We start from the raw sequence: 12,910 nt of genomic DNA, 5'->3' as shown, positions 1-12,910 counted from the left end.
CCTTTTAGAAAAGTTATTAATGAACCGCTCCATAAGACAGCCCTCAATTCGTAATTCGTAATTCGTAATTTATCTCAGGCCAATTTCATAATGTCTTTCGGGGATTTCTATATCGAGGAATCCTTTTTTGACCAGCCAGTTTTTGAAGATCGTTTGTACGTCGTATTCGCCGTGTACGAGGAATAGTTTTTTCACATCGCCCGGATGCTGGCAGGCAAGCCACTGGCTGAGATCTTCATAGTCGCCATGCGCGCTCATAGAGCGGATAACGCCCACTTCCGCTTTTACTGCATAACGGGTACCATAGATAGATACTTCTTTTGCGCCGCGCATTAACCGTCCGCCCAGCGACTGTGGTTCGCAATAGCCTACAATGAGAATGGTGTTGCGCTCTTCGTCGATATTGTTGGCGATATGATGTTTTACGCGACCGGCTTCCGCCATGCCGGAGGCGGAGATGATCACGCAGGGCTCCTTGCGGAAGTTAAGGCCTTTGGATTCATCCACCGATTTTACGTAGTGCAGTCCCGGGAAATCGAACGGGTCGTTATCCCGCTTCAGCAGGTCAGACACTTCCCTGTTAAATACTTCCGGATGTGCTTTGGTAACGGCAGTAGCTTCGGTAGACAGCGGGCTGTCCACGAAGATGTCTACCCTGGGTAGGGTCCCGTTAATCTGTGCTTTGTTTAGGGCGTACAGCAGTTCCTGCGTACGGCCTACGCTGAAGGCAGGGATGATCAGTTTCCCTCTTTTTTCCACGCAGGTTTCTTTGATATAACGCAGCAATTCTGCATCGGCGGGCGCTGCGTCGGCATGCAGGGTGCTGCCGTAGGTAGACTCAATGAGGATATAGTCTGCCTGCGGGAAAGTAGCGGGTGATTTGAGGATGGCGTCATTATACCGGCCAATGTCACCGCTGAAAGAGATCTGTTCTGTTTTGCCGTTTTCCCTGATACGCAGGTGCACGGCGGCGGCGCCTACGATATGACCGGCGTCGGTAAACATCACCTGCACGTCCGGATCGATGTCAACCCAGGTATTATACTTGCCGACCGGCTTCAGGGACTGGATCGCCCTTTTGGCATCTTCTACGGTGTACAGCGGCTGTACATATGGTTTGCCTTCGTTAGCTCTTTTTTTGTTGGTGAACTTCACATCATCTTCCTGTATCTCTGCGGAGTCGAGCAGCAGGATCTCGGTGAGGTCGCGGGTACCGGGCGTGCAGTAGATTTCGCCGCCATAGCCCATTTTCACAAGGCGGGGAATCAGGCCGGAGTGGTCGATGTGGGCGTGGGAGAGGATCATATACGTGACTTCCGTTGGGTCAAAACCAAAGTCTCTGTTCAGTTCATCGGTTTCTGCGCCCATGCCTTGAAACATGCCGCAGTCCAGCAGGATCTTTTTTCCGTTCTTTAGTGTGATCAGGTGCTTGGAGCCGGTAACGGTGCGGGCCGCACCATGGAATGCTATTTTCATTATCCTTGATTTAGGGTGATGACCACCATTTATGATTTTCCTTTAAAAGACCAGGTGACGGCGAAGGAGGCAATTAGCGTGCCTTGTTTGTCCCTGCCTTCGCTGCGCATGGTAACGGCGACCGCTTCTTCCTGGTTCATGGCTTTGCTCATAGCGGCCTTCATGGCAGGGAGGTCGTTACAGGTGAAGTAAGTGAGGCCTGTGGCTTTTTTCACAAAGGTGGATTCCAGTCCGGTAACAAGCATGGATATACGTTTGGGCGCACTCTGAACATACATCATGGCGGGAAGGCCGGTGCTCATTTCTGCGGCCATAGCAAGACAGGCGAAGTAAGTGGAGCGGAACGGGTTCTGTGACAGCCACCGGTAGGGTACGGAGGTGGTGCAGGCATCTTCCCCGAGGGCATGTACCCTTACGCCGGCGAGCCAGGCTGCAGGCAGCTTCCAGAAGAGGTAAGCCCTGAATTTAAACGGATGCTGCGCAAACTTTATAAAAGTATGCACAGCATCCGTATTGAAAGTGGTCATGCCGTTGTTCATGGCAATATTATTCATTGACGTAATTGGAGGGCAGCAAAGCGGCTGGCGACCATTGTTTGAAGAACTCCGCCAGTTTCTTATTGTCGTAGGAGTCGGCCGATTCCAGCAGGCCCGTATTCTGCGTATGCAGCCGGTTGCCCTTGCTATCCAGCACTACCAGTACCGGGAAACCGAAACGCTGCGGAAATCCCAGTTCTTTCAGGATAGGCAGGTTTTTGTTTTCTTTGCTGTAGTTGAGGTGATATACCACATAGTCTTTGTTCATGGCGGCTTTCAGCGCTGCGTCGTCTTCCACGAATTTGTACAGCCGCTTACACCAGATGCACCAGTTGCCGCCTACCTGTATCAGCACATGTTTTTTCTCCTGTGAGGCCTTCTTAACGGCGGCGGCTATATCCGCCTTCGCATCGGCGGCCGGATTGTAAATGTGTTCCAGGTCATGTGTCTGCGCCTGTACATCTATCGCCGGCAGGGCGAAAAACAGTCCAAGGAGCAATGCCCATACCATCTTCTTCATAATAGTCAGTTTATTCATCCAGTCTAATTTACACTATATTTTGAACATAAGCCTGTATGGCTTGCTGCGCGTGGTGACCGTCGGCCAGTTGAAGCGATACGATGTCTTTCAGCTGCTGCCGCAGGCTGGCGTCATATACGGGCACGCATACTTCAATGCGGCGGTGCAGGTTCCGGTTCATCCAGTCGGCAGACCCCATATATACTTCTTCCTGTCCGTTGTTGTGGAAGATAAACACCCTTGCATGTTCCAGGTAGCGGTCCACGATACGCACCACGCGGATACGGCTGCTTTCCGGGATACCGGTTTGCAGGCAGTTGATGCTGCGCACGACCAGGTCCACCGTTACGCCGGCCTGGCTGGCTTCGTACAGTTTGGCGATCATGGATTTCTCCTGGAGATTATTGATTTTGACGGTGATCTTCGCCGGCAGTCCTTTTTGCACGTTGGCGATCTCCCGGTCTATCATGTCAGTAAAGCGGGTGAGCATGTTGAACTGGGCTACCAGCAGGTGTTCAAACTTCAGGAAGTGGTAAGCCATGGGTTGCTCCCTGCTTTGCAGGTAGAGGAACAGCAGTTCCATTTCCCGGGTGATGCCGGCATGTGCGGTGAACAGCACATGGTCTGTATAGAAGCGGGCGGTGCTTTCGTTGAAGTTGCCGGTGGCGATCAGGCCGGAATAATCCCAGCGGTAGCCGCGCCGGCGCTTTACCAGCGCTGTTTTGGCATGTACCTTCATGCCGGGGATGCTGTAGATCAGTTTTACGCCGGCTTCTTTCATTTTCTTGGACCAACGGATGTTATTGGCTTCGTCGAAGCGCGCTTTGAGTTCTACGAACACGGTTACCGCTTTGCCGTTTTGCGCGGCGGTGATCAAAGCCTGTGCTATCTGCGAGCCGGAGGCGATGCGATAGAGCGTTACATATATCTCTTCCACGTCAGCGTCTACGGCTGCTTCGCTGAAGAAGCGCAGTACGGGGTCGTATTGCGCATACGGGAGATGCAGCAGCAGGTCGCGGCGTTGTATCAGGTCCAGCAGGTAGTCGGCCGCGGCAGCTTCAGGCTGCGCTACCGGTTTTGCTTTGGGATATAAGGCGCCGGGAAGGCCTGCCGGCATGGGCAGGTCTGCCAGGTCTTTCAGGTTGTGGTAACGGCCGCCGGGCACCATCTCGTTGTCGGCCACTTCAAACTGGCCGGCCAGGAAATTGCGGAGTGATAACGGCATGGAGGCATCGTACAGGAAGCGGGTGGGCACGCCCAGCTCACGCTTGCGGATCATGGTCTCCACTTCCTCCAGCACGTCGCCCTTCATTTCGTCCATATCTATTTCCGCATTGCGCGTGAGCTTGATGCTGTAGCTCTGGTGGATGATGTACCCCCGGAAGAGATAAGGCAGGTGGGCGCGGATGATATCGTCGAGCAGCGCGATGTGGAACTGTCCTTCGGGTGCGTCCAGCGTCATGAAGCGTTTCAGTCCCGAAGGTATGTTCACCAGCACGATCTCCCGGGTATCGGGCGTCGCCTGGGGGCTGACGGTGACTACCAGGTACAGCGCGTTGTTCTCCGGGAAAAATTTTTTGTGCCGTTGGCTGAGCCATACAGGCTGTAGCCAGGCTTGTACGGTAGCCTGGAAATACGACCTGGTGCGGGCGGCCAGTTCGGGTGCGGGGTCTGGCCCGTAGAAGAGGGTGACGCCCTCTTTCTTCAGGGCCGGCAGCACCATGCCGGCAAATATCTTCCCGTATTCTTCCTGGTGGCGGTTGATGGTGTCCATCACTTCCTGTAAGGTCTCCGGCGCAGGCGATTCTTCGCCGGCGGCGTCAGGGTCCCGCTCCAGCACTTTGTTGATCGCCAGGATGGCGGGCATGCGCACCCGGAAAAATTCGTCGAGATTGGAAGAGAAGATGGACAGAAACTTAATGCGTTCGTATAGTGGTACCTGTGGGTCGGCTGCCATCTGCAATACCCTGTGGTTGAAGGACAACCAGCTGAGATCGCGGTTATATAAAGGAATAGCCATGAATACTTATGCTTTTACCGGGAAAAAGATGGCGGCGATCATGAAGGCCAGCACGGAGGCGATGAGGCCAAACATAAAAACGTTATAGGATATACGGAGCAGTTTGTATTTGTGCGCCAGTACCACGCCGAGGTGGTATACGTCTTTGGTCATGCTGCCGTAAAGGAAATCGGCGTCGTCCATCATTTTTCGCATGCCCCATTCGTATTCATCCAGCTTCATCTTATAAAAATTACCGAAGAACAGCAGGTTGGCGTTTTTGTTGTTGATATCATCGGCGGTGAAAGTGCCGCTGGTGACGTTGGGTCGGGTGGCCAGCACCGCGAAGATGACGGTGGTGACGGAGGTGATCAGGAAGATGACCGCCGGAAGCACCATATTGGGATAGTCTTCCAGCCGCCGTACCAGTACGGTGAGCATGAAGGAGATGATAATGGAATTGACCGATATCATGATATGCGCCTTGCTGTCGGCCATGGAACTCAAACGGATATGGTTGGTGGAGGTGATGCGGAACATCGTTTCCACGCCACGGTCGGGCTTTTTATCCTTGTCTTTCTTTTTATTTTTCTCCAGCAGTGCCGCATCGGCGGTAGCGGCGTTGTCTGCTACGGCGGCTACCGGTATGGCTGCTGCTTCCTCTGCGGCTTCGGCCGTTTTCTTTTCCAGTTTCTTATACAGCTTCTGCAGGTTTTCTTCTTTTTGTTGTTTGGTATAGGTCTGTGCGTAGTCCGTCCAGTAATGGTGGGCGGTGAGGAATTTGATGTTGCTCGCCAGCCAGGTACTGCCGGGGATCTCCTGCTGTGTTCTCAGCTCCACTTCTTTGCGCAGCAGCTTGTTGCGGTCGGCATAGTCTTTAGATCCAAGATGAAACAGGTCGGCGTCGCACACGATCTGCTCCACGAGGTTGTGGGGCGACTGTGGCATTTTGGTGGCGAGGATAGCGCCTTTTACCATGGCCTGTATATGCTCGGGCGCCTGTTGGCTTTGTAAGAAGTTGACTGCTTCTGCGGCGCCGTTTTCCTCGTGTTTACCGGCTTCTCCCAGCAGATAGCCTGCGTCATGGAACCAGGCAGCTACGTAAACGGCCTGCAGTTCTTCGTCCTGAAGGCGGTAGTGGGCGGCGATCTGTGCGGCAGCTTTTACCACCTGCAGCGTATGTTCCAGGTTGTGGTATACCAGTTCAGGATGCGGATGTTGCTGGTACTGGGCCATTACAAAGTCTCTGGCGGCGTCAATGAGTGAGCTGTTCTGCATATTCTTAGTTTTGTCAGGCAATGGGAGAAAGCGGTACTTTTGCATGCATTCCCCGATTTACGCCTTTGCGTGAGGGAAGTTACTGCATTTTTGAGTTAAATTTATGCTACAAAGCTGACGTATGAACCGAACAACCCTGTTGATAATCATGTTAGCGTTCCTTTCCTGTAATAACATCAGCGACCAGGAACAGAAAGTATTTGCATCCCCGGCAGGCTACGACCTGAAACAGCCGGTACGTTACAGGGTCAGGGAGTCGATGCAGGAGATCTCCGGCATAGAAGCTTTCCCCGACGAAACCAATATGATAGCGGTCAATGACGAGGAAGGCAAGGTGTACCAGATCGATGTACACACCACCAAAGCCTATCCCACCTGGAAATTCGCCAAACATGGGGACTTTGAGGACATATGCCGTACCGACAGCGGATGGTTTGTGCTTAAAAGCAACGGCTCATTATACGAAGTTCACGGCCTCTTCGCCGACAGTGTTTCCGGTACGCACCACAAGTTCCCCAAACCTGGTAAACGGGAATTTGAAACCACTTATTTCGACAGCCTCCGCAACGCGATCATCCTGATCTCCAAAAATGCGGCGGATGATAAAAAGGCAGGAGTGACCAGCGCTTTCCGCTTCGACCTTGCGACCCGCAGCTTCGATACGGTGCCTGTCTTCCAACTGAACAACCAGGAAATTGCCAAACTGGCCGGCACGGACATGCGCTTCTTTAAGCCGTCCGCTGCAGCGATACACCCGGTAGAAAAACGCCTGTATATCGTGGCATCTGTCAACGGCCTGCTGGTGATCACCGACCTGCAGGGACATGTACAGGAAGCCTATAACCTCAAACACCGGCTCTTCCGGCAACCGGAAGGTCTTACCTTTGCGGCCAACGGTGATCTGTATATCTCCAATGAAGGCGGTGACGACGGCTCCGCCAATATTCTTAAATTCACTTACCATCGCAAATGAGCAACAGAGCCATTATCCTTGTCACACTCGCTTTTCTGACCTGCGGCCGCATATTTGCGCAGGCCCCCGCTGTCGTTAAAAGGATCATCCTGATCGGCGATGCCGGCGAACTGCACGAAAACGGACGTAACCCTGTTGTAGATGCGGTAAGGCAAAAATACGACCTGCAGGAAGATATCAACACCGTTCTCTTCCTCGGTGATAACGTATACCCGAGAGGGTTACCCGATCCCTCACAGTCATCGTACCCCATAGCCAAAGAGATACTTGATTACCAGGTAGGACTGGTGAAAGGCACCCGCGCCAGGGGCATCTTCGTACCCGGCAACCATGACTGGGACAAAAGCAAACCCGATGGATGGCAGGTAGTCCGCAATCAACAGGAATATATCGACTCGCTGCACCTCGATAATGTTGACTTCCAGCCGAAAGACGGCTGCCCCGGCCCGGTAGAAGTGAAGCTGGCGGATAATATCACGCTCATTATTATGGACAGCGAATGGTGGGTGTTCCCTTATGAAAAACCAGGCGCCGAATCATCCTGCGATTGCAAAGACAAAGAAGAGGTGGTGGACAGGCTGGCGGACATCGTGGCCAATAACCGGAACAAACTGCTCATTTTTGCGACGCACCATCCGTTCCGTAGCTACGGTCCCCATGGCGGTTATTACACCATCAAACAACATATTTTCCCGCTGACGGACCTGAAGCCCTGGCTGTATGTGCCCTTGCCGGTGATCGGGTCCATCTATCCGCTGGCACGCGGTGTATTCGGCACACCGGAAGACATTCCCAACCCCAAATACCAGTACATGATCAAAGGGGTGGAAGAAGCTTTTAAGCCCCATGGCCCGGCAGTCTTTGTCTCTGGCCACGACCATACCCTGCAGTTGATCAAAGACAAATCCAATACCTACCTCGTGAGCGGCAGCGGCGCCAAAAACAACCGTGTTAAAAAAGGCCGCAAGTCGTTGTACGCCACGTCGGAAAACGGTTTCAGCACCATCGAGGTAATGTCCGATGGTACCGTGCGGGCGCAGTATTTCCTGGCCAAAGACCTGTCGGCGCCGGCCTACAGTGATACCGTGTTAAAAATCCAGGATATCCGCAGCCAGGGGCTGGCGTTCCGCGAGCCGGCTAACCTGCCGGAATTCGTGACAGTGGCCGCGGATACACAATACGCGAAGGCGAATAAGTTCCACCGTTTCCTGCTGGGCGATAACTACCGCAGCGTATGGAACACGCCGATGCATTTCCCGGTGATAAATCTGCAAAAAGAAGGACTGACCATCTTACAGCGCGGCGGCGGTAAACAAACCCACTCGCTACGGCTGGCAGACAGTACAGGGAAAGAGTACGCCATGCGTTCCCTGAAGAAGTTTCCGCTGGCGGCCATCCCTGAGATGCTGCGTGAAACCATCGCCCGGGAGGTGGTACAGGACCAGATATCCGCTGCCAACCCCTATGCGCCGCTGGCGGTCAGCGTGCTGGCAGAAGCGGAAGGCATACCACATACCCACCCGTCTTTCGTTTATCTTCCCCTTGATACGTCGCTGGGCACCTACGCCAATGTCTTCGGCGATGAAGTGTTTCTGTTGGAAGAGAGAGAACCCATCACCGGCGATAAGGATAAAACATACAATACGCCTAAGGTACTGGCCAAAATACAGGGCGACAATGATATCCACATAGACCAGAAAGCGGTGCTGCGCGCCCGTATTTTCGATACCTACATCATGGACTTTGACCGGCATGACGATCAGTGGCGCTGGTACCGGGAAAAACACAAAGGCCAGGAATACTATTACCCGGTGCCCCGTGACCGTGACCAGGCTTTCTTTGTCAACGAAGGACTGTTGCCCCGGCTCATATGCAAGCCGTGGCTGCTGCCCGGTATCCAGGGCTTCCGCGACCGTATCCCGGATGTGAACGGCTTCCAGTTCAGCGCCCGCTACTTTGACCGTTCCTTCATGAACGAGCTGGAGAAAAAAGACTGGGAGAAACAAACCGACAAGTTCCTCGGTAAGATGACGGACAGCGTGATACAAGCTGCTGTCAACGCTTTCCCGGACACCATCCGGTCACAGGTAGGACCTATGATGCTGCACCGGCTCTCTGTCCGCCGGAACATCCTCAAAGACAACATGCTCAAATATTACCGCTTCCTCGCAAAAGGCGTGGACGTACCTGCCACACAGAAAAAAGAGCTGATACAGGTGGAGAAGAAGGAGGGAGGCGCCGTAACGCTGAATATGTTCAAGATCAGCAAAAAGGGAGAAGTAGAGCAAAACATCTATTCCCGCACCTTCGATCCTAAAGAAACCAAAGAGGTGAACGTATACGGCCTGGGCGGCAATGACCGTTTTGAGATCAAAGGCAATCATGGCACTCCCATCCGGATACGGCTGATCGGTGGTAAAGACGCAGACACTTACATTGACAGCTCCACGTCCGGCGCGGGCAAACGGATACGTATATACGACCAGCGCAGCGGCAAAGATACCTTTCTGCTGGATGGCCATACCCAACGCCGCCTGTCAGACGCCCCGGAGAATATCCGCTATAACCGCAGCGCTTTCCAGTACAACAAAACCTTTCCCATGCTGGCAGCCGGTTATAACCGCGACGATGGCGTACAGCTGGGGGTAGCGCTGCAAATGATCCGGCATTCGTTCCGCAAAGAGCCTTATGCGGCCAAACATATTTTTACGGCCACCCATGCACTCGCCACAAAAGCCTGGAACTTCCGGTACGACGGGGAGTTCACCGATGTTGTCGGCAAATCGGACCTGTTGCTGATGGCAAGGGCCAAAGCACCGAACAATACTATCAACTTCTTCGGGCTGGGGAATGAAACCGTCTTTGATAAAAGCGGTGGCAAAAAGATCACCTATTACCGTGCACGGTTTAACCTGTACACGCTGGAAGCGCTGTTACGCACCAAATTAAGTAACCATTTCAGCTTGTCTTATGGGCCTTCGGTGAATCACTACGCTTTCGACAAAGATGAGAATGACAACCGCTTTATTACCAACTTCGCGAAGAACGGGCTGGATTCTGCCGGTGTATTCACCAATAAATATTATGCAGGGCTTAAAGTGGTAGCCCAGATAGACACCCGTAACAATACGCTGGCGCCGACAAGAGGTATCTTATGGACCACCTCCTGGGCGGGCAACAAAGGGCTCAGCGGCGACAGCAAAAATTATATGCAGCTGCAATCCGATCTGAGCCTGTATATGAGCTTCCGGATACCGGCCAATTTTGTAATTGTCAGCCGTTTTGGGGGCAGTAAGATCTGGGGCGATTATGAATTTTTCCAGGCAGCTACCATCGGCGGTACGCAAAACCTGCGCGGTTTCCGCAACTACCGTTTTGCCGGCGGAGCGTCAGCCTATAACAATACAGAAATACGGGTGAAGCTGTTTGATCTGAAGACGTACGTGCTGCCGGCGACTGTGGGCCTGCTGGCGTTTAATGACGTGGGCCGGGTATGGAAAGATAACGAGCAATCACACGTATGGCACGACGGGTACGGCGGAGGCCTGTACCTGGCGCCGGTGAATGCGTTGATTATTACGGCGGTGGTAGGGCATTCGAGTGAAGAAACGATTCCCTATGTAACATTAGGCTTTAAATTCTAAAAGAAAGCCCCGGTGCTTTTAAGGAAGTCAGCTTTCAGTGCTGAATCCATAAAAGGACCGGGGCTTCTTCAATATTGTAGCCCGGGACGTTAGTCCTGGGTTTCGTGTTCCATGTTCACCCGCACGCGCAGGGCTTTAAGGCCGCTGACACCCTGAAGCTCTTCCAGGTCCAGCATTTCGATATCAGGCAGCAGGATATTCTTTGCCTGCAGGAAAGAGATGTATTTTCTCAACTCCTCCATCTCCCGAACATAGGAATATACCATCGCGATCGTGCCAGGCTGGGTAAGGCGTTCGCCGGTATCTTTCACGTGTACTTTATCGATTCTTTTTTTGATGATCTCATAGCGGATGTTGTAGGCGCCTTCCACGTCGAAGCGGCGTTCGTCGCTGCGGAAACTGATGGTAATGGGGGCGCTGTGCATGAGGATCATCTGCGTGGTTTGCAGCGGTATCTTCAGCTGCGGCGATATTTTATTGGTCAGCCGGGCAATCCGCGCCATAGACGAAAGTTGCCACAGGCGGAGGTTACGCAGGTATAGCTGGTCGAATTTCTTTTCCTGCGCAATAGACTGTCCGATGTAGATCGTGTATTCGATACCGTCTGTACGGTATTTTTCAAAGTAACAGGGGAAGGACTGCTGGATGTACAACCGCTCTTTTTCCAGGTACTGGCTGATGGCCCTGTTGATGACAGAGAGGCTTTCTTCATATTCGCGGCGATGGCGGAATACGTGGCCCTGTTCCTTATCGATTTTATTGAAATAGTTGTTCAGCACCGGTTTCAGCGTTTCGCTGCCTTCGCACAGGTGTTCGAGTATGGGCTGAATTTCCTGTTCCATGAATTCGTTGACCTTCAGGTCTTCACCGGCGGTGAGGTTGTCGCTGAGGCCCCGCAGGAGGTCTTCCGTTTTAAACATCAGCTCTTCCAGCAGCGGGAGGTGTACTTCCTGTGCTATCTGCTGCAGGGTGTATTTGATCAGCTCCAGTTGCTCCTGCAGGTCTTCCCGCAGGGCGTTGCCCTGTTGTACGGAGGAGTTGCGGATATCGATGGCGCCATAGAGCGGGTATACTTCTTCAAAGGAAATATTTTCGATGTCTTTGCGTTCTTCCGGCGGCGTCAGCAGGTAGTTCCATGCCGCCTCCGTGAATTTCCATTCCACGGAGGGTTGCAGGGCGGTGAACTGGTCTTTCAACACTTCGTTGAGCCGGTTGTCGAGGATGCTCATGCTCCGGCTGAGCATCATGACGATCAGCGGGTAGGTGCTTTCCAGTTTCCACAGCGGTTCAGCAGATAGTGCATTGGGCGTGGAGGATGCCAGTTCCAGTACACCCAGTATTTCTTTTTTATGGGTGATGGGGAAGAGGATGAAGCTCTGGATATTCTTGATGGGCAGGTATTTCAGGAACGGGTATTGGGTGATGCTGGCGTCGGTGACCGTCGGCAGTATCAGCGGAGTGGGCTGTTTGGTCCCATGGTCCAGCAGTAGCTGGAAGAAATGTTGCTGTTGCTTTTTGTTACCTACGCCGAGGATGGGATCGGCGTTTGAAAATTGTTCTTCCAGCACGTTTTTGCCATTCACTTTCGGGAAGGGAACGATATGCGCCGTGATACCTTTGCCGCCCATGATGGTAGGGATCATTTTTTCCAGCGTACGGTAGCTTTCGGCTTCGTTGCTGGCTTTCATGTTCATTACCAGGCCTTTGATATTGTTCAGTATTTCTGTCTGGGTAACGTCTTCCACGGTCCAGATCACAAAGCCTTCCAGCATGAAGTTATCCGGTGGGATAATGTCTTTCAGTGCATCGGGGCATGTCTGGTAGGTGCAGTAGTTGGTGTAGTCCAGCGGCGGCGGGTTGTCGCCTTTCACCTTCACATCTACGAAACGCGGGTCTATGTTGACTTTCACATATCTTTTGGTGCCGTCGGGCAGTTCCATATGATGGATGATCTCGTTCTGGTAGTTCACCGGAAAATGATATATCCTTTCCAGGATGAGTTTATAGAGCCAGGTCAGCTTGTCTTTTTTTACTTTGTTGACCGAGATACCCTGTGGTACTACTACCAGGCCTGAGCCGTTGTCGGTAAACATCTGGCGGAACAGGTCGGAATAGTAGAAAATGGCGAATTTAAACGGCACGCCGATGCCGTAGATATCGCGGGTCGTATCGGTGGTGACAGGGAATATGGCGGCTGTCAGCAGGTCGAGGTATTCTTTGTATTCCGTAAGGTCGGCAGATGGCGGAATGGGTTGGAGGATTTCGGGATGGCCTTCAAATTTCCGTATGATCATTCGATAAAAAGCGGAGCGCGGATCGTCTTCATTCTTCGCTTTCTCCTTGAGGAAGCGGACGAAGGGGACGAAAGATATATTGGAATCAATTACCTGTTCATCATGTGTTACACTGGAGTGTGCAGTTAAAATCTTCATATAAACGGTATATAATTATCACCAAAGGCTGTTCATTTATGCGCCAGCAAAA

At 52.6% G+C, this 12,910-nt stretch carries 8 protein-coding genes; 2 read left to right on the top strand and 6 right to left on the bottom strand.

Annotated features, from left to right (window positions below):
* Positions 1–69: 69 nt before the first annotated feature.
* The 5 genes from HF324_RS30965 to HF324_RS30945 are packed head-to-tail and all read right to left on the bottom strand — an operon-like array spanning position 70 to position 5,809.
* Positions 70–1,476: an MBL fold metallo-hydrolase RNA specificity domain-containing protein gene (locus HF324_RS30965; RefSeq protein ID WP_168807412.1), complete on the bottom strand. Its 1,407-nt coding sequence runs from the start codon at positions 1,474–1,476 to the stop codon at positions 70–72.
* A 29-nt stretch (positions 1,477–1,505) separates the two neighbouring features.
* Positions 1,506–2,030 carry a DUF4442 domain-containing protein gene (locus tag HF324_RS30960; RefSeq protein ID WP_246269330.1) on the bottom strand — a complete coding sequence of 175 codons (525 nt, stop codon included), beginning with the start codon at positions 2,028–2,030 and terminating at the stop codon, positions 1,506–1,508.
* Positions 2,023–2,550: a thioredoxin family protein gene (locus HF324_RS30955; RefSeq protein WP_258539334.1), complete on the bottom strand. Its 528-nt coding sequence runs from the start codon at positions 2,548–2,550 to the stop codon at positions 2,023–2,025. Before HF324_RS30955 ends, HF324_RS30960 begins: the two co-directional genes overlap by 8 nt.
* A gap of 10 nt (positions 2,551–2,560) precedes the next feature.
* The gene (gene ppk1 / locus HF324_RS30950) at positions 2,561–4,552 is read right to left on the bottom strand and encodes a polyphosphate kinase 1 (RefSeq protein WP_168861578.1); all 1,992 of its coding nucleotides are present in this window, start codon (positions 4,550–4,552) and stop codon (positions 2,561–2,563) included.
* Positions 4,553–4,558: 6 nt separating this feature from the next.
* Positions 4,559–5,809: a Pycsar system effector family protein gene (locus tag HF324_RS30945; RefSeq protein ID WP_168861577.1), complete on the bottom strand. Its 1,251-nt coding sequence runs from the start codon at positions 5,807–5,809 to the stop codon at positions 4,559–4,561.
* 148 nt (positions 5,810–5,957) lie between these two features.
* On the opposite strand from HF324_RS30945, the gene HF324_RS30940 reads away from it, so the two are divergent.
* Both HF324_RS30940 and HF324_RS30935 read left to right on the top strand, forming a co-directional pair.
* Complete coding sequence (locus tag HF324_RS30940; protein WP_168807406.1) at positions 5,958–6,782, top strand: hypothetical protein; 825 nt, start codon at positions 5,958–5,960, stop codon at positions 6,780–6,782.
* The gene (locus tag HF324_RS30935) at positions 6,779–10,426 is read left to right on the top strand and encodes a BamA/TamA family outer membrane protein (protein ID WP_168861576.1); all 3,648 of its coding nucleotides are present in this window, start codon (positions 6,779–6,781) and stop codon (positions 10,424–10,426) included. The genes HF324_RS30940 and HF324_RS30935 overlap by 4 nt, the downstream gene beginning before the upstream one ends.
* 89 nt (positions 10,427–10,515) lie before the next feature.
* On the opposite strand, the gene HF324_RS30930 is transcribed toward HF324_RS30935, so the two are convergent.
* Positions 10,516–12,858, bottom strand: a complete 2,343-nt coding sequence (locus HF324_RS30930; protein ID WP_168861575.1) for a hypothetical protein — start codon at positions 12,856–12,858, stop codon at positions 10,516–10,518.
* Positions 12,859–12,910 lie beyond the last annotated feature (52 nt).

Source organism: Chitinophaga oryzae (genome assembly GCF_012516375.2).
Lineage (GTDB): Bacteria > Bacteroidota > Bacteroidia > Chitinophagales > Chitinophagaceae > Chitinophaga > Chitinophaga oryzae.
Note: the sequence above shows the minus strand (reverse complement) of the source record. Positions and strands in the feature narration are given on the sequence as shown.